This is a genomic window from Achromobacter sp., from assembly GCF_057314935.1.
The window spans coordinates 2,135-19,367 of the sequence record NZ_DBHKZA010000098.1 but is presented as its reverse complement, the minus strand read 5'-3'; the positions used below and the strand labels follow the sequence as shown (position 1 = coordinate 19,367).

The window sequence follows — 17,233 nt, the reverse complement described above, 5'->3', positions numbered from 1 at the left end:
CAGGCCTTCGGGCTTTAGCTTCTGACCGTCCAACTTCTGGGGGTCAGTTCACCTTCGGCGGGTTTTTTTTCGGGCCTCGGCTTTTTGGGGACCGCAGGCGGCTAGGGTTTGCCGGCCAGGGCCATTGCCACGGCGTCAATGGTCTGGGGCACGGCATCCGCCGCCAGGCAGTCGACGATGACGCGTTCGGGCTGGGCCCGCAGCCACGTGATCTGGCGCTTGGCCAATTGGCGCGTGGCGGCAATGCCTTGCTCGCGCGCGGTGTCCAGGTCGATCTCGCCGTCCAGGTGCGCCCACATCTGGCGATACCCCACGCAACGCACGGACGGCAGGCCGGGATGCAGATCGGGCCGCGTGCGTAGGCCGCGTACTTCGTCCAACAACCCGTTGGCCAGCATGGCATCAAAGCGCTGCGCGATCCGGGCATGCAGCGCACTGCGGTCGGAGGGCTCAAGGCTGATGGTCAGGTACTGGTTGGCGTTGTCATCCGGTTTGCGCTGGCCGCGCTGCAGCAGGGCGGACATGGGCTGGCCGGTCAGTTGGCAGATCTCCAGCGCTCGCTGGATGCGCTGGCTGTCGTTCGGCGCCAGGCGCGCCGCCGTGACGGGGTCCAGCCGCGCAAGTTCGGCATGCAGCGCGGGCCAGCCGTGCGCGGCAGCGCGGGCTTCCAGCTCGGCGCGCAAGGCCGGGTCGGCCTGCGGCAGGTCGTCCAGCCCGTCGCGCAGCGCCTTGTAGTACATCATCGTGCCGCCGGCCAGCAGCGGAATGCGGCCGCGCGCGCGGATGTCGTCGATCAGGCGCAGCGCGTCGGCGCGGAACTCGGCCGCCGAATAGGACTGCGCCGGGTCCAGGATGTCCAGCAGATGCTGCGGCACGCGGGCCTGTTCTTCCAGCGAGGGTTTGGCCGTGCCGATATCCATGCCGCGGTAGATCGTGGCCGAGTCGACGTTGACGATCTCCATCGGCCAGCGTTCGGCCAGCGCCAGCGTGGATGCGCTCTTGCCGGCAGCGGTGGGGCCGGCCAGGCAAATGACCGGCAGCGTGTCGGGGGAGGGAGTCGACGACAAACCTATTGCCCGCGCAGAAAGAGCTTGTCCAGGTCCGACACCGACCACTGCACCCAGGTCGGGCGTCCGTGGTTGCACTGGTCGGCGCGTTCGGTCGTTTCCATCTGGCGCAGCAGGCCGTTCATCTCTTCGATGGTCAGCTTGCGGTTGGCGCGCACCGAGCCGTGGCAGGCCATGGTGGACAGCAGTTCGTTGCGCTGTTCGGTCAACAGGCGCGAGACGCCCACGGCGCCCAGGTCGCGCAGCACCGCGCGGGCCAGCGTCTCGATGTCGCCGCGGGCCAGGATGGCCGGCACGGAGCGCACGGCGATCGACGTGGGGCCGGACGGGCGCATCTCGAAGCCCAGGTCGGCCAATTGTTCTTCGAATTCCTCGACTGTGGCCACGTCCTTTTCCTGGGCGTGGAACACCACCGGTACCAGCAGGTCCTGGCGCGGCAGGCTGCGGGCGTCCAGCGCCTGCTTCAGCTGTTCGTAGACGACGCGCTCATGGGCGGCGTGCATGTCCACCAGCACCATGCCGCGGCGGTTCTGGGCCAGGATGTAGATGCCGTGCAATTGCGCCAGCGCCATGCCCAGCGGATGCTCTTCGTCGGCAGGCAGGCGGGGGGCGGGGGTGGGTTCCTGCACGGGCGTGACCGTCGCGGCCGTGCCGTCGGACAGCGGGCGGTACAGCGACTGCCAGTCCGCGGCTGGAATGCCGGCGGGTTCGGCGTGCAGGCGGAACGGCACCTGGGTATGGGCGCGTTGCGGGGCTGGCGACGGGCGCAGGCCGTAGGTGGCGCCGCTGCCAGAGCCGCTGCCGGCGTAGCCGCCGGAATTGCCACCGGAATAACCCGGCCGGGGCGTGTCCGCCGATGGCGCGGGGCTGCCGGCGGGGGGGCTTTGCGGCGTGGGGGAAGGCGTGGGCGTGGAACCCTGCGCCACGGTTTCGAAACCGCCGTCTTCCGCCTCGCTTTGCGCGGCGGGCGTAACGGCCGACGAGCCGCCCGTCTGCGCCAGGGTCTGGCCGACGGCGTGCGACACGAACCGGTGCACGGCGCCGCTGTCGCGGAAGCGGACCTCGTGTTTCGCCGGGTGCACGTTCACGTCCACGGCGGCGGGGTCGATGTCCAGGAACAGCACGTAGGCCGGCTGGCGGTCGCCATGCAGCACGTCCGCATAGGCGGCGCGCAGCGCATGGCTGACGGTACGGTCGCGCACGTAGCGGCCGTTCACATACAGGTACTGGCGGTCGGCGCGGGCGCGCGCGGCCGTCGGCCGGGTGATCATGCCGGCCAGGCTGACGGTGCCGACAGAATGCGACAGCAGCAACCCGTGCTCGGCGAATTCGGCGCCCAGCACGTCGCGGATGCGCTGCGGCGGTTCAGCCGGCAGCCATTGGCGTTGCGCGCGGTCGTGGTGGAACAGGCGGAACGCGATCTGCGGGTGCGCCAGCGCGATGCGCTCCATCGCGTCGACGCAATGGCCGAATTCGGTGGCTTCCGAGCGCAGGAACTTGCGCCGCGCCGGAACGGCGTCGAACAACTGGCGCACGTCCACGGTGGTGCCCGGCGGCCCCGAGGCGGGGCTGACCTGCATGCTGCCGGCGTCGATCTGCCAGGCATGCTCGCCGTCGCGGGTGCGGGAGATGATGGTGACCTGGGCGACCGAGGCGATCGATGCCAGCGCTTCCCCGCGGAACCCCATCGACGCCACGGATTCCAGTTCGTTCAACGACCGGATCTTGCTGGTGGCGTGGCGTGCCAGGGCCAGCGGCAATTCCTCGGGGGGGATGCCGCCACCGTCGTCCGTGACGGCAATCCGACGGATGCCGCCGCCTTCCAGGCGCACTTCGATGGCGCGGCCGCCCGCGTCGATCGCGTTCTCAAGGATTTCCTTGAGCACGGAGGCGGGGCGCTCGATCACTTCGCCAGCGGCGATCTGGCTGATGAGCAGGTCGGGAAGCGCAAGAATGGAACGGCGTTCGGTCATTAGGCTAAAGGTCTGGTGGGGCTATGTGGATGATTTTAGCGCCATGCCCGGGTGGGCTATAGTCGCTGGGGATTAACCCTCTACCGACTTCCGGGCTGCTGAATGCTTGAATTTTTCAATATGGTGCTCCACATCGACAAGACGCTAGGCGTCTGGGTCGCGCAATACGGCGTGTGGGTGTACCTGGTGCTGTTCTTGATTGTCTTTGCGGAAACAGGGCTGGTCGTCCTGCCATTCCTGCCTGGCGATTCCCTGCTGTTCATCGCCGGCGCGTTTGGCGCCACGGGGCATATCGACCCCGTCATGATGGGGGTGCTGCTGATCGTCGCCGCGATCTCCGGCAATACGCTGAACTACATGATCGGCCGCTATATCGGGCCACGCGTGTTCTCGATGAACCTGCGCTTCCTGGACCGCGGCGCGCTGATGCGCACGCACGCGTTCTACGAAAAGCATGGCGGCAAGACGATCGTCATGTCGCGCTTCATTCCTGTCGTGCGCACGTTCGCGCCTTTCGTGGCGGGCGTGGCGGACATGTCGATGTCGCGTTTCCAGCTGTTCAACGTCCTGGGCGCTCTGCTCTGGGTCGTCAGCCTGGTCGCCGCGGGCTATTTCTTCGGCAACATCCCGCTGGTGCGCGAACACCTGAACACCATCGTGCTGCTGGGCCTGGCGGCGGCGATCGTGCCTGTCGTCGGCGCGGGTGTGTTCAAACTGATCAAGTCGCGCCGCGCGTAGGTTGGGTGAAGCGCGAGAGTCCTTCAGCAAGAACATGGCTGCCCAGCGCGCGCAACCCATCAAGCAACGGTTGTGCTGTGGCTGAATCGGATAAGGATAGCGGTGCTGCCTGATGGGTTGCGCGCGCTCCAGGCCTGAATTCTTGCCGGACTTTTCTCGCGCTTCAACCATCCCGCGCACCAGACAGTGCGACGGCTTTTCAAACAAAAAAAAAGCGATGCGCCCTACGACGCATCGCCCTTTTTACGCCAGCCCAATCAGCTGACGTCGCCCAGCCGCGCCAGCGGCGGGTTGGCGGTGAAGTAGCGCTGGATGCCGGTCATCATGGCTTGGGCCAGCTTGTCCTGGTGCGCGTTGCTGCGCAGCAGGGCCTCTTCCTGTGGGTTGCTGATGAACGCGGTCTCGACCAGCACGGACGGGATGTCCGGGGCCTTCAGCACGGCAAAGCCGGCCTGCTCGACGCTGTTCTTGTGCAGGCGGTTGATCTTCTTGATCTCGTCCAGGAAGGCGTTGCCGACCTTGAGCGAATCATTGATCTGCGCGGTGGTGGACAGGTCCAGCAGTACTTTGGCCACCTGGCGGTCGTGGCTGCCCAGGTTGACGCCGCCGATCAGGTCGGCCGCGTTTTCCTTGTCGGCCATCCAGCGCGCCTGGGCGCTGGTGGCGCCGCGCTGAGACAACGCGAACACCGACGAGCCATTGGCAGACGGCTTGACCCAGGCGTCCGCGTGGATCGAGATGAACAGGTCCGCGTGCACGCGGCGGGCCTTCTGCACGCGCACATGCAGCGGCACGAAGTAATCGTCGTCGCGCGTCAGGTAGGCGCGCATGAAGGGCTGGCTGTCGATCAGCGCCTTCAGGCGCCGGGCGATGCGCAGCACCACGTCTTTTTCGCGCAAGCCGCTGCTGCCGATGGCGCCCGGGTCTTCGCCGCCGTGGCCCGGATCCAGCGCGATGGTCAACATGCGCTGCTTGCCGCGGCCGGCGGTGGCGGGCGGTGGCTTGGGCGCCGTGGGCAGCGGCGGGGCCGGCTGCTGGCCCTTCACGCGGGGCGGTTCGGGCGGATCGGCGCGGGTTGCCGGATTGCGCTGGATGTCTTCCAGGATGCGCGCCAGCGGATCGTCCGCGTCGGCGCCGCTTTTGTTCAGGATCGCCACCAGGGGGTCCTGGGCGATCTTCGGGTACAGGTCCAGCACCAGCCGGTACTGGTAATCGGCCACGGGCTTAAGCGTGAACACCTGGGGCGCCACGGGCTGCTTCAAGTCGAACACCAGCCGCACGACGTTCGGGCGGTTCTGCGCCACGCGCAGGCTCTGGATGTAGGGGTCGTCCGGCCGGACCTTCGAGACCAGGTCGTTCAGGGCGGCGCTGATGGTCAGCCCTTCGATGTCCACCACCAGGCGGTGGGGGTTTTCAAGCGTGAACTGTTCGGCCTTGAGCTCGCTGTCGAGTTCGAGGGTGACCCGGGTGTATTCGTCTGCCGGCCAGGTACGGACGGCCAGGATCGTCGCGGCCTGCGCCAAGCGCGGCAGGACCGGCAGGACGAGCAGCGTGGCCGCGACGCTGATCAGGCGGCGCCGGGTGGCGCCTGCCGAGGGAAGGGCGCCGTCTTGGGCGGGGGGACAATCGCGTTCAACCATGTTTGTCCTCGAGCGGTGTTCGCGGTCAGGGTGGCGTCACGTCCCTCGCCGGCATAAGCCAGGGAAATCAGCAGGTCGGGCGGGGGCAAAAGACCCTCGGCCCGCTCCGGCCATTCGATCAAAACGACCGCATCGTCACGCAGTAAATCCCGGAATCCTGCGTCCAACCATTCGCGCGAATCACTAAATCTATAAAAATCAAGATGATAGAAGTATAAGTTAGAAACTTTATAGGATTCAAGCAGCGCGTAGCTTGGACTTTTGATTCGGCCAGTGATGCCGCATTCCCGCAACAATGCCCTGGTGAAGGCCGTTTTTCCTGCTCCCAGGTCGCCCTGAAGGTGGATACAAGCGCCTGCCGGGCCGGTTTTGCCTCCGGAAACCAAGGGGGCAAGCTGCCGCGCCAACGATTCCGTGGCGGCTTCGTCGGGCAAGTGCAAGGTCAGGCTGCAAAGAGGGGCGGACATGGCGCTGGGCGAGTGGTAAAAAACGGTGGAGGGAACACGGATTCCAGCAATTATAGGAATGCGGGTTTCTGCTAACCTAATAAGTGATTGCTATTCTCAATAATGTCGCGCTTGGCGGGTGCCGCCGGCCGCGACTTACGTCGCCACGGAGTTGTACGCGCCATGAAGACCCGCATCGAAAAAGACACGTTTGGGCCCATCGAAGTCCCCGAGGATCACCTCTGGGGCGCCCAAACGCAACGTTCGCTGCATTTTTTCGCGATTTCCACCGAGAAGATGCCTGTTCCCCTGGTCAACGCCATGGCGCGCTTGAAGCGCGCGGCGGCCAAGGTCAACGCCGAGCTGGGTGAGCTGGATCCGAAGATCGCCGACGGCATCATCCGCGCGGCCGACGAAGTCATCGACGGCAAATGGCCCAACGAGTTCCCGCTGTCCGTCTGGCAGACGGGGTCGGGCACGCAAAGCAACATGAACATGAACGAGGTGCTGGCCAACCGCGCCTCCGAGCTGCTGGGCGGCGTGCGCGGCGAAGAGCGCAAGGTGCACCCGAACGACCACGTCAACCGCGGCCAATCGTCCAACGACACCTTCCCGACCGCCATGCACGTGGCCGCCGCCGTCGAGGTCGAGCACCACCTGTTGCCGTCGCTGAAGAAGCTGCGCGCGACCTTCGCCGAGAAAAGCGCCGAGTTCTACGACATCGTGAAGATCGGCCGCACCCACCTGCAGGATGCGACGCCGCTGACGCTGGGCCAGGAACTCTCGGGCTACGTCGCGCAGCTGGACCTGGCCGAACAGCAGATCCGCGCTACGCTGCCCGGCCTGCACCAGTTGGCCATCGGCGGCACCGCCGTCGGCACCGGCCTGAACGCGCATCCGCAATTCAGCGCCAAAGTGTCCGCGGACCTGGCGCACGCCACCGGCACGGCCTTTGTGTCGGCGCCGAACAAGTTCCAGGCGCTGGCTTCGCACGAAGCGCTGCTCTTCGCGCACGGGGCCTTGAAGGCGCTGGCCGCCGGCCTGATGAAGATCGCCAACGACGTGCGCTGGCTGTCCAGCGGCCCGCGTTCCGGCCTGGGCGAAATCAGCATCCCCGAAAACGAACCGGGCAGCTCGATCATGCCGGGCAAGGTCAACCCGACGCAGTGCGAAGCCATCACGATGCTGGCCGCGCAGGTGCTGGGCAATGACGTGGCCATCAACATCGGCGGCGCCAGCGGCAACTTCGAACTGAACGTGTTCAAGCCGCTGGTCATCCACAATTTCCTGCAATCCGTGCGCTTGCTGACCGACGGCATGGCCAGCTTCAACGAGCACTGCGCCGCGGGCATCGAGCCCAACCACGAGCGCATCGCCGAACTGGTGGACCGTTCGCTGATGCTGGTGACGGCGCTCAATCCGCACATCGGCTATGACAAGGCCGCGCAGATCGCCAAGAAGGCGCACAAGGAAGGGCTGTCGCTGAAGGAATCCGCGCTGGCGCTGGGTTATGTGACCGAGGCGCAGTTCGCCGAATGGGTCGTGCCGGGCTCCATGACGAACGCGCACAAGACGTCCTGATCGGTATCGTCAACCGTGCGAATGGCCGCCTTTCGGGCGGCCATTTTTCATCGGGCGGCGCGGGCCCGCCAAGCCCGCGTAACCCGCATGAAATAAGGGAAAACCAGAAGATTTAGCTTTGGGCGCAAGCGCCCTTTTGAGGGGCGCCGGCTGAGGATCCGCACGCTATGCGTGTGTAAGCATTTGCTGCTATTCTCCGTCATTCTGGCGGGCGCGTGTGCCACAAGCAATCCATAAAAGCAGCGCGAAACACGCAGCACACACGCAAAGCGCCCCCACCGTTAACTGCTGGTCCGCCTACAGGCGGGCACATCACAAAACGGGCCGTTTACATACGGGCTCGCAATCTTGGAGGAAACACACCTATGAATAAAGTTCGCTCCCTGGCCGTGGCTATCGCTTTGGCTACTGGCGCTGCCGGCACGCTTGGCGCCTCCGTCGCACACGCCGCCGACAAGTACCCCAGCAAGCCCATCCGCGTGATCGTTCCGTTCGCGCCCGGCGGTTCCACCGACATCATCGCGCGTCTGGTGACGCAGCGCATGAGCCAGGAACTCGGCCAGCCGATGGTTGTGGAAAACAAGGGCGGCGCCGGCGGCGCCATTGGCGCTGCGGAAGCCGCGCGCGCGGATGCCGACGGCTACACGCTGTCCATCGCCACCGTGTCGACGATGGCGGTGAACCCGGCTTGCCGTCCGAAGGACCTGCCGTACGATCCGATCAAGGACTTCCAGCCCGTCACCAACTTTGCCAACACGGCCAACGTGGTCGCCGTGAATCCGAAGTTCCCGGCCAAGGACTTCAAGGGCTTCGTCGAAGAGCTGAAGAAGAACCCGGGCAAGTACTCCTACGGCAGCTCGGGCACTTGCGGCGTGCTGCACTTGATGGGCGAGTCGTTCAAGATGGCCACGGGCACCGACATCGTGCACGTGCCGTACAAGGGTTCGGGCCCGGCCGTGGCGGACGCCGTCGGCGGCCAGATCGAAATCCTGTTCGACAACCTGCCGTCGTCGATGCCGCAGATCCAGGCGGGCAAGTTGCACGCCATGGCCATCGCATGGCCCGAGGAAATCGCCGCAGTCAAGGGCGTGCCGACGTTCAAGCAAGCCGGTTTCCCCGTGTTGAACCAGCCCGTCTGGTACGGCCTGCTGGCGCCCAAGGGCACCCCGATGGACGTCGTGAACAAGCTGCGTGACGCCGCTGTCGTGGCCCTGAAGGACCCGAAGGTCATCAAGGCGCTGGACGACCAGGGCTCGGCGCCGTCGGGCAACACGCCGGAAGAGTTCGCGAAGGAAATCAAAGAGCAGTTCGACTGGGCTCAAGACGTCGTGAAGAAGCAGAACATCAAGCTGGACTGATGCTGCGCGGGGGCGGCCTTGGGCCTGCCCCAGCTTGCACGGCAAAGCGGGCGCCTTCGGGCGCCCGTTTTTTTTCGTAGGGCCCGCGATTCAGGCGGGCGCGTCCAGCGCGGCGATGCGTTCGGCGCACGCGGTGCGCAGGCGTTCGATCAGGTCGCGATGCAGGGACGACAAGGGGTCCTGGTTGCGCACCATGATGCTGATCGGCACGCGTAGCGCGGGGTCCAGCCGGCGCAGGTGCATGCCGGGCCGCAGCATCGCCTGCGCCGTGATGGCGTCGACGATGGCGTCACCGCAACCCGCGTCGACCAGCGCGCAGGCCACGTAATGCGTTTGCACCTGGATGGCGACTTGCGGGTCCAGGCCTTGCGCGTCCAGCGCCATCTGCAGCAAGGCGCCCGAGGCGTCGCTGGCGTCCAGCACGATGAGCGTGCCGCCCGACGGTGCCGCCAACTGCGGCAGCCGTATCGGGCCCGAGCCGGCCGTGCGGCTCAGGTGCACCAGTTCGGTATGGCCCAGACCCATGCGCGTCAGGCCGGGATAGTCGTTGGTGTCGAAGGTCACGGCAAGATCCAGCTCGCGGGTCAGCAGGCCCTGGACGAGTTCGGCGCTGTGATGCGTGTGGATATCGAACGTGATGCCGGGCTGCGCGTCGCGGCTGTCGCGCACCACGCCGGGCAACAGTCCCAGGCCCAGCGCGGGCGCGCATCCTAGCCGCAAGTGGCCGTTGGGCCGGTCGCGCAGGTTCGCCGCCAGCCGGCGCACGCTGTTCAAGTCTTGAGACAGCCGCGCGACCTCGGGCGTGAGGATGTCGGCCTCGTGCGTGGCGACCAGGCGGCCCTTCACGCGTTCGAACAGCTTGAAGCCCAGTTGGGCCTCGGCGTGCGCCAGCAGCTTGCTGGCGGCGGGTTGCGAGATATGCAGCGTGGCGGCGGCCTCGGTCAGGGATCCGGTACGGCGGATCGCTTCGAAAATCTCGATATGGCGCAGGCGCATGGCACGTTGGGGAAGAAGGACCGGAACCCGGATTCTATGTCGGAAGGCGTGGGGCAGCCATTTTCGACGGGCTGCCCGCAGCGGCGCGACAGCGGCGGATGGCTTGACTATGATGGACGCCTGCCGGCACGCCGGCGCTATCCCGGAGCCAGATCATGCGCGCCTGCCGCCACGCCGCCGCCTTCCTGCTTGCCGCCGCCATGGCGGCTACGCCCGCCGTGTGGGCGCGCACGCCGCAGGCGGCCGAAGACCGCAACCCAGAAGCCGCCAGCGGCACGCAGGCGCGCGAGCTCGTGCGCGCACCGCATTACATGATGGTCTCGGCCAATCCGCTGGCGACACAGGCGGGCGAAGAGATGCTGCGCCGGGGCGGCAGCGTGGTGGATGCCGCCATCGCGACCCAACTGGTGCTGAATCTGGTGGAACCGCAATCTTCCGGTATCGGCGGCGGCGCGTTCATGGTGCTGTATTCGGCCAAGGACGGGCGCATCCAGACGGTGGACAGCCGCGAGACCGCGCCCGCGGCCGCACGCCCGGACCGCTTCCTGGACGCCCACGGCAAGCCGCTGCCTTTCGCGCAAGCCGTCAACAACGGCATGTCCGTGGGCGTGCCCGGATTGCTGCGCGGCCTGGAGCTGGCGCACAAGGAAGCGGGGGTGCTGCCTTGGGCCGACCTGTTCCAGCCCGCGATCCGGCTGGCCGAGCAAGGCTTTACCGTGTCGCCGCGCCTCTCTGCGCTATTGGCCGGCAACAAGGCCTTGCCCAAGCAGGCCGCTGCCGCGGCGTATTTCTACGCGCCGGACGGCACGCCGTGGCCGGTGGGGCATGTGCTGAAGAACCCTGAATTCGCCGCCACACTGCGCGCCGTCGCCCAGCAGGGCGCGGACGCGTTCTACCAGGGCGACATTGCGCGCGACATCGTGGCCGCGGTGCACGGCCATGCCACGCCCGGCGACCTGAGCCTGGCGGACCTGGCCGACTACCGCGCCAAGACGCGCGACCCGGTATGCGGCGCCTATCGCGGCTACCAACTGTGCGGCATGGCCCCGCCCAGCAGCGGGCCCATCGCGGTGCTGCAGATGCTGGGCGAGCTGGAACAGTTCCCAATGGCCAGCTTCGCGCCGGGCTCGGTCGAGGCCGTGCATTATTTTTCCGAAGCCGGGCGCCTGGCATTCGCCGACCGCGACTTCTACGTGGCGGATCCGGATTTCGTCCCTGTGCCGGTGCGCGCCATGTTGGATCCGGCCTATCTGCGCGCGCGCGGCGCGTTGATCCAGCCCGACCGCAGCATGAAGGTGGCGCTGCCGGGCGACCCGGAAGGAAAGCTGCTGACGCTCGGCCGGGACAACGCGTTGGAGCTGCCGTCCACCAGCCATCTGGTGGCGGTCGATGCGCAAGGCAATGCGCTGTCCATGACGACCACGATCGAAAGCGAGTTCGGCAGCAAGATCTTCGTGCGCGGCTTCCTGCTGAACAACGAGATGACGGATTTCTCGTCGTCGTTCAAGGACCCGGAGGGGCGCCTGATAGCCAACCGCATCGAGCCGGGCAAGCGCCCGCGCAGCGCCATGGCGCCGATCATCGTCCTGCGCGACGGCAAGCCCGTCATGCTGGTGGGCTCGCCCGGCGGCAGCGCCATCATCAATTACGTGGCCAAGACGATCGTGGGCGTGCTGGATTGGGGACTGGATATCCAGGCCGCGATTTCCCTGCCGAACATGGGCAGCCGCAACAAGGAAACCGAACTGGAAAAGGGCACCGCGCTGGAAGCGCTGGCGCCCGCGCTTGAGGGCATGGGACACCCGGTGCGCGTCACCGAATTCCCCAGCGGCATCCACGGCATCGTCATCGACGGCAACGGCCTGCAAGGCGGCGCGGACCCGCGGCGGGAAGGGCTGGCCGCCGGGGGCTGACCCCGGCGCCCGTCCTGCTTGCGGCGGCGACACCTACTCCAGCGTGGACGGGTCCAGTTCCATGCGCGCTTCCTTGCGGTGCGCCAGATAGGTCACGCCCCACATCACGACGCCCAGCAGCAGCAACCAGCCCGCCACCTGGTATTGGATGACGTCGCGCCCGGTCAGCGGCGTGACCAGGAACAGGCACGCCGCCGCGCCCAGCCAGGGAATGATGCGGTTGATGCTGAAGTGTTCATGCTTGACCTTATCGCGGCGCAGGACCAGCACGGCCACATTGACGAAGGCGAACACGCCCAGCAGCAGCAAAGCGGTGGTGCCGCCCAGCGCGCGGATGGCTTCGGAATCCGCCAGCGCCACCAGGATGATCAGCCCCAGCGCCAGCACCGTGGTGAACAGGATGGCCGTCCACGGCGTCTGGTTCTTGCGGTGCACGTGCGCCAGGAAGGCCGGCAGCACGCCCTGGCGCGACATGCCGTAAAGCAGGCGGCTGGCCATCATCATGTTGATCAGCGCCGAGTTCGCCACTGCGAACATCGAGATGACGGGCATGATGTATTCCACCGGCAGGCCGGGAGCGGCGCGCTTGACCACCAGCACCAGCGGCGTCGAACTCTTGGCCAGTTCGCCCACCGGTACCAGCGCCACCGCGCAAATGGACACCAGCACATAGATCACGGCGGTGATGCCCAGGCCCGTCAACATCACCTTGGGGAAGATGCGGCTGGGGTTGTGGGTCTCTTCGGCCATGTTGACCGAGTCCTCGAAGCCCACCATCGCGAAGAAGGCGAGCGCGGTGGCGGAGGTCACCGCCAGGAATACGCTTTTGTCCTCGGGCGTGTCGAACGCGATCACGCGAGAGAAGTCTGCTTGCCCGCCGGCGATGGCATAGAAGCCCAGCAGGATCACCATCAACAGGCCCGACAGTTCGATCAAGGTCAGCACCACGTTGGCCTTGACGCTTTCGGCAGCGCCGCGCAGGTTCACCAGCATTACCAGCAGCATGAAGCCCAGCGCGCCGAACGTGATCCAGGTCTTGTCCGCCTTGATGCCGAAGGCGGCGAAGAGATTGGCGGCAAAGGCCTGCGACGCGGTAGCCGCGGACGTCAGCCCCGAACACATGACGGTGAAGCAGACAATAAAGGTCAGGAAGTGCACGCCGAACGCCTTGTGCACATAGAGCGCCGCACCCGCGGCCTTGGGATACTTGGTGACGAGTTCCAGATAGGACAGCGCGGTCAGCAACGCCACCGCGAACGCTACCAGGAACGGCAGCCAGGCCGCGCCGCCGACTTCGGCGGCCACCTGTCCGGTCAGCGCATAGACGCCTGTGCCCAGGATGTCGCCGACGATGAATAGCAATAATAGTTTTGGGCCCATCACCCGCTTGAGCGGGGCGTGGTCTTTCGTTTCATTCGTGGCCATGGTCCTTCTCCTCTTTCTTCGAATTTGGGGGAGGTGCTGCCCGGCAACGCGAGGCGACCCGAAAAGTCTACGGCGGCCGGTGGCCTTTCGATGCAACAAGGGTGCAACGAAATGTCTTAGTTGTTGGAATGCTGTGAAAGCCCAATCAAAGTGTTGGGGACAGGCCCATCAAGACGAAAAAAAGCCCGGCCTGATGGGCCGGGCGGGTTGAATGCGCGTTGGTTATTCTTTCGATGCCGCGGGCTCGAGGGCGGGCGGCAGCTTGCGCAGCGTGGCTGGCGTGCGCGACAGTTTGATCGGCGAACCCACGCCTTGATAGTCGCCCTGTTCCAGCACCATGCCGCGGTGCCGCGTGTGCGGATGCGCCAGGGCCTGGTCCACCGTCTGCACGGCGGCAGCGGGTACGCCTGCGCGCAGCAGGCGGTCGGCCAACGCGGCCGCGTCCTGCCCTGCCAGCAAGGCGGACAGCTCGTCGCGCAAGGCCTGGCGGTGCTGCAGGCGGTCGGCGTTGGCGGCGTAGCGCGGGTCCGTCGCCAGGCCCGGCGCTTCCAGCACCTGCGCCAGCAATGCGAATTGCCGGTTGTTGCCGACTGCCAGGAAGATCGGTCCGCTGGCGGTGGGCAGCGTCTCGTACGGTGCGATGTTCGGATGCGCGTTGCCGCTGCGGCGGGGCACCTTGCCGCTGTAGAAGTAATTGGCCGCATGCGGATGCAGCAGCGACAGCGCGCAGTCGTACAGCGTGATGTCCAGGAACTGCCCCAGGCCGCTGCGCGTCCGTTCATTCAGGGCAAGCAGGATGGCGACGGCCGCGTTCAGGCCGGTCACCATGTCCACCACCGGCAGTCCGACGCGGGTGGCATCGCCGTCGGCTTCGCCGTTCACGCTCATCAGGCCGCACATGGCTTGCGCGCACGCGTCGTAGCCCGGCAGCCCGCCCAGCGGGCCATCCGATCCGAAGCCGCTGACGCGGCAATGGATCAGCTTGGGAAACGCCTGGCTCAGGGTATCGAAGCCCAAGCCCCACTTTTCCAGCGTGCCGGGCTTGAAGTTCTCGACCAGCACGTCGGCGTCGGCCAGCAGGTGGCGCAGCAACTCCTGGCCGGCCGCCTGCGACAGATCCAGGGTCATGCCTTCCTTGTTGCGGTTCACGCCGATGAAGTAGGACGCGGTGTCGCCCAGGAAGGGCGGGCCCCAGCCCCGGGTTTCATCGCCGCCGGGCGGTTCGATCTTCAGGACGTCGGCGCCGTGGTCGGCCAGGATCTGCGTGCAATAGGGACCGCCCAGCACGCGGGACAGGTCGATCACCTTGCAACCGGCAAGCGCGCCGGCATTCGGTAGGGTGGGAGCCATGGGGAGTCAGCTTCAGTCGATGGAAACGTTGGCGCTGGTGATGAGCTCGCGCCACTTGGGGACTTCGGTGGTGATGAACGCCGCCAGGCCTTGCGGGGTCTGGTCCTGCGCTTCGACGATGCCCTGCGAATGCAGGGTCTGCTTGATGGCCGGGTCCGACAGCGCGGTCTTGAACGCCTGGTTCAGCGTGTTCACCACGTCGGCCGGCGTGTCCTTGGGGGCGACGATGCCGAAGAAGACGCTGACGTCGTATCCCTTGAGCCCCTGTTCGGACAAGGTGGGCAGGTCGGGCAGGGCCTCCGAGCGCTGGGCGCTGGCCAGGCCGATGGCGCGCAGCTTGCCGGCCTTGATATAGGGCAGTGCAGTCAGGATATCGGTGAACGACATCGACACCTGGCCGCCCAGCAGATCGTTAAGCGCCGGTCCCGTGCCCTTGTAGGGGATGTGCATGATCTGCGTGCCGGCCATCTTGTTGAACAGGATGCCGGCCAGATGCGACGAGGCGCCATTGCCGGACGAGGCGTAGCTGAGCTTGTCCGGATTCTTCTTGGCGTAGGCGATGAGCGCTTGCGCGTTGTCGGCTGGCACTGACGGGTTCACGACCAGGATGTTGGGCAGATGGCCCAGGCGGATGATGGGCGCGAAGCTGGTTTCGGGGTTGTAGCCCTGCTTCTTGTAGAGGCTGACATTGATGGCCAGCGGGCCGGACGTGCCGAACAGCAGGGTGTAGCCGTCGGGCTTGGCCGAGGCCACGTATTCCGATCCGATGTTGCCGCCCGCGCCGCTGCGGTTTTCGACGATGACGTTCTGTTTGAGAGGTTCGCGCAGTTTCTCGGCCAGACGGCGCGCCATGGCGTCCGTGGGGCCGCCCGGCGGGAAGGGCACGATCAGCGTGATGGGGCGCGCGGTGGGAAAGGCGTCCGCCGCCAAGGCGGTCGCGGACGGGGCCACGGCGGTGGCGGCCGCCAGCATCAGGGGGGCAAGAAGGCGTTTCATGGTGGTGTCTCCTGGGGGGCGCGCCGGCTGTGCCGCCGGCGTCGGTTTACAGCGCGTAGTGCAGGATGGCCTGGCAGGCGGCGCTTTCGTTGGGGGGAATGGCGTAGGGATCGCGGGGCGCCAGGCGGTGCAGCAGCACCTGGTCGGCCAATTGCGCGCGGCTTTCCAGGCCGGCGCTGGTCGCTTCCCAGCGCAGGGCGGCCATCGATACCGCGTGATACAGCAGCGATGCGGCCTGGCGGGCCAGTTCGGCATGGTCGCCCTGGGCAGCATGCTCGGCCAACGTGAACGTCTGTTCCAGGGCGTGCGCCTGCGCCTCGGCCAGGGCAGGCGGGCAGGGCGCGCCGTCGGCCAGCAGGCGGTCGATGTGGTCGCGCAGCGCAGGCAGCGAGTTTTCTTTCTTGATGGCGCGCAGCACGTCCAGCGCGACGATGTTGCTGGTGCCTTCCCAGATGGAGCCCAGATGGGCGTCGCGCACCAGGCGCGGTTCGGTCCATTCTTCGATGTAGCCGCAGCCGCCACGCACCTCCATCGCGTCGCCCGTCACCTTGCGGGCATCGCGGCAGGCGCGGAATTTGATCAGGGGCGTCAGGATGCGGGCCAGCGCGGGATCGGCCGTGCCGTGGTCCGCGTCGGCCAGCGCACGGGCCGTCTGGAACATGACGCTGCGCGCCTGCTCGGCCCACACCGTCATCTTGACCAGTTGGCGCTGCATCAGCGGCATGTCGATCAGACGTTTGCCGAAGGCGCGGCGATTCTGCGACACGTACACGGCTTCAGTGACCGCGCGGCGCATCAGGCCGGCCGCACGCATGCCGTTGGACAGGCGCGAGTTGTTGATCATGTCGGCCATGTGCTTGAAGCCGCGGCCGCGTTCGCCCACCAGCCAGGCGACCGCGCCCTCCAGCCGGATTTCACCGCTGGCCATGGACCGCGTGCCCAGCTTGTCTTTCAGGCGCAGGATGCGGTAGTGGTTGTGGCTGCCGTCGGCCAGGTCGCGCGGCAGCAGGAAGAGCGACACGCCCTTCAGACCGGGCTGCGACTCGCTGCGGGCCAGCACCATCGCAAAGCCGGCGTCGGGGTTCGAGCAGAACCATTTGTCGCCGTGGATGCGCCACGTGCCGTCGTCCTGGGCCTCGGCCGTGACTTCGGTGGCGCTGACGTCCGAGCCCGCGCCCTGTTCGGTCATGAACATGGCGCCTTGGCGCAAGGTGTCGAAATCCTGGGAGGTGACCTGTGGCAGCACGCGCTCGACCAGCGCGGGGTCACCGAACTTGCGCAGCGTGCGCGCCAGCGAATCCGTCATGCTGACCGGGCAGCACAGGCCGAATTCCGCCTGCACGAACAGGTGGCTCAGCGCGTACTTGGCGGCGGCCGGCATGGGTTCGGGCCAGCCCAGGACGCCGCCGCGGTGCGATAGCGCCGCCAGGCCGAATTCGCTGTAGGCCAGGCGCTCGAGCTCGACATAGGCCGGATGCTTGTCGACGCGGGATTCGTCGGCGCCAGCGCGGCTGCGCACGGACAGGGTGGGGGGATGCTTGTCCGCCGTGGCCGCCAGCTCGTCCATGACGCCGCCGGCCAGGCCGCCCAGCCGTTCCAGGTGGGGCAGCAGGTGGGCATGCAGCGCGGGCGGCAGATAGCGCTGGCTGAGCGCGGCCGCATAGGGGTCCGCATTGAAGAGGTTGACGCCGCGGGAGTCCGGAACGGGCGTGGCGACGGGGGCGGCGGCGGTGGGGGCAGCGGTCGGGGC

The 17,233-nt window shown here is 66.8% G+C and carries 13 protein-coding genes; 4 read left to right on the top strand and 9 right to left on the bottom strand.

The window, feature by feature from the left end:
• Nucleotides 1-101: 101 nt before the first annotated feature.
• Nucleotides 102-1,067, bottom strand: coding sequence for a tRNA (adenosine(37)-N6)-dimethylallyltransferase MiaA (miaA, locus tag ACO6D5_RS26115; RefSeq protein ID WP_485826998.1), 966 nt, complete (start codon nucleotides 1,065-1,067; stop codon nucleotides 102-104).
• Nucleotides 1,068-1,069: 2 nt separating this feature from the next.
• Nucleotides 1,070-3,040: a DNA mismatch repair endonuclease MutL gene (mutL, locus tag ACO6D5_RS26110; RefSeq protein WP_485826997.1), complete on the bottom strand. Its 1,971-nt coding sequence runs from the start codon at nucleotides 3,038-3,040 to the stop codon at nucleotides 1,070-1,072.
• A gap of 102 nt (nucleotides 3,041-3,142) precedes the next feature.
• Between mutL and ACO6D5_RS26105 the strand changes: the two genes are divergently transcribed.
• The gene (locus ACO6D5_RS26105) at nucleotides 3,143-3,778 is read left to right on the top strand and encodes a VTT domain-containing protein (RefSeq protein ID WP_315845054.1); all 636 of its coding nucleotides are present in this window, start codon (nucleotides 3,143-3,145) and stop codon (nucleotides 3,776-3,778) included.
• A 257-nt stretch (nucleotides 3,779-4,035) separates the two neighbouring features.
• On the opposite strand, the gene ACO6D5_RS26100 is transcribed toward ACO6D5_RS26105, so the two are convergent.
• Nucleotides 4,036-5,418: an N-acetylmuramoyl-L-alanine amidase gene (locus tag ACO6D5_RS26100; RefSeq protein WP_315845055.1), complete on the bottom strand. Its 1,383-nt coding sequence runs from the start codon at nucleotides 5,416-5,418 to the stop codon at nucleotides 4,036-4,038.
• Nucleotides 5,346-5,885 carry a tRNA (adenosine(37)-N6)-threonylcarbamoyltransferase complex ATPase subunit type 1 TsaE gene (gene tsaE, locus ACO6D5_RS26095; protein WP_006226373.1) on the bottom strand — a complete coding sequence of 180 codons (540 nt, stop codon included), beginning with the start codon at nucleotides 5,883-5,885 and terminating at the stop codon, nucleotides 5,346-5,348. The genes ACO6D5_RS26100 and tsaE overlap by 73 nt, the downstream gene beginning before the upstream one ends.
• Before the next feature lie 162 nt (nucleotides 5,886-6,047).
• Between tsaE and fumC the strand changes: the two genes are divergently transcribed.
• Nucleotides 6,048-7,445: a class II fumarate hydratase gene (gene fumC / locus ACO6D5_RS26090; protein ID WP_315845056.1), complete on the top strand. Its 1,398-nt coding sequence runs from the start codon at nucleotides 6,048-6,050 to the stop codon at nucleotides 7,443-7,445.
• A gap of 365 nt (nucleotides 7,446-7,810) precedes the next feature.
• On the top strand, nucleotides 7,811-8,803 hold the full coding sequence (locus ACO6D5_RS26085) for a tripartite tricarboxylate transporter substrate-binding protein (protein WP_315845057.1): 993 nt from the start codon (nucleotides 7,811-7,813) through the stop codon (nucleotides 8,801-8,803).
• A 90-nt stretch (nucleotides 8,804-8,893) separates the two neighbouring features.
• On the opposite strand, the gene ACO6D5_RS26080 is transcribed toward ACO6D5_RS26085, so the two are convergent.
• The gene (locus ACO6D5_RS26080) at nucleotides 8,894-9,799 is read right to left on the bottom strand and encodes a LysR family transcriptional regulator (RefSeq protein WP_315845058.1); all 906 of its coding nucleotides are present in this window, start codon (nucleotides 9,797-9,799) and stop codon (nucleotides 8,894-8,896) included.
• 155 nt (nucleotides 9,800-9,954) lie between these two features.
• Between ACO6D5_RS26080 and ggt the strand changes: the two genes are divergently transcribed.
• Entirely contained in the window at nucleotides 9,955-11,712 is a 1,758-nt protein-coding gene (gene ggt / locus ACO6D5_RS26075; protein ID WP_485826996.1) for a gamma-glutamyltransferase, read from the top strand.
• 33 nt (nucleotides 11,713-11,745) lie between these two features.
• On the opposite strand, the gene ACO6D5_RS26070 is transcribed toward ggt, so the two are convergent.
• The 4 genes from ACO6D5_RS26070 to ACO6D5_RS26055 form a co-directional block, all read right to left on the bottom strand.
• On the bottom strand, nucleotides 11,746-13,137 hold the full coding sequence (locus ACO6D5_RS26070; protein WP_485826995.1) for an APC family permease: 1,392 nt from the start codon (nucleotides 13,135-13,137) through the stop codon (nucleotides 11,746-11,748).
• A 222-nt stretch (nucleotides 13,138-13,359) separates the two neighbouring features.
• Complete coding sequence (locus ACO6D5_RS26065; protein WP_485826994.1) at nucleotides 13,360-14,487, bottom strand: CaiB/BaiF CoA transferase family protein; 1,128 nt, start codon at nucleotides 14,485-14,487, stop codon at nucleotides 13,360-13,362.
• 12 nt (nucleotides 14,488-14,499) lie between these two features.
• The gene (locus ACO6D5_RS26060) at nucleotides 14,500-15,483 is read right to left on the bottom strand and encodes a tripartite tricarboxylate transporter substrate-binding protein (RefSeq protein WP_315845062.1); all 984 of its coding nucleotides are present in this window, start codon (nucleotides 15,481-15,483) and stop codon (nucleotides 14,500-14,502) included.
• A gap of 46 nt (nucleotides 15,484-15,529) precedes the next feature.
• A partial coding sequence (locus tag ACO6D5_RS26055) for an acyl-CoA dehydrogenase family protein (RefSeq protein WP_485826993.1) occupies nucleotides 15,530-17,233 on the bottom strand: 1,704 nt, incomplete at its 5' end.

Bases quoted from the DNA above. Each gene is read 5' to 3' on its own strand.
- mutL (WP_485826997.1), bottom strand. From the start codon at position 3,040: ATGACCGAACGCCGTTCCATTCTTGCGCTTCCCGACCTGCTCATCAGC.
- ACO6D5_RS26105 (WP_315845054.1), top strand. From the start codon at position 3,143: ATGCTTGAATTTTTCAATATGGTGCTCCACATCGACAAGACGCTAGGC.
- ACO6D5_RS26100 (WP_315845055.1), bottom strand. From the start codon at position 5,418: ATGGTTGAACGCGATTGTCCCCCCGCCCAAGACGGCGCCCTTCCCTCG.
- tsaE (WP_006226373.1), bottom strand. From the start codon at position 5,885: ATGTCCGCCCCTCTTTGCAGCCTGACCTTGCACTTGCCCGACGAAGCC.
- fumC (WP_315845056.1), top strand. From the start codon at position 6,048: ATGAAGACCCGCATCGAAAAAGACACGTTTGGGCCCATCGAAGTCCCC.
- ACO6D5_RS26085 (WP_315845057.1), top strand. From the start codon at position 7,811: ATGAATAAAGTTCGCTCCCTGGCCGTGGCTATCGCTTTGGCTACTGGC.
- ACO6D5_RS26080 (WP_315845058.1), bottom strand. From the start codon at position 9,799: ATGCGCCTGCGCCATATCGAGATTTTCGAAGCGATCCGCCGTACCGGA.
- ggt (WP_485826996.1), top strand. From the start codon at position 9,955: ATGCGCGCCTGCCGCCACGCCGCCGCCTTCCTGCTTGCCGCCGCCATG.
- ACO6D5_RS26070 (WP_485826995.1), bottom strand. From the start codon at position 13,137: ATGGCCACGAATGAAACGAAAGACCACGCCCCGCTCAAGCGGGTGATG.
- ACO6D5_RS26065 (WP_485826994.1), bottom strand. From the start codon at position 14,487: ATGGCTCCCACCCTACCGAATGCCGGCGCGCTTGCCGGTTGCAAGGTG.
- ACO6D5_RS26060 (WP_315845062.1), bottom strand. From the start codon at position 15,483: ATGAAACGCCTTCTTGCCCCCCTGATGCTGGCGGCCGCCACCGCCGTG.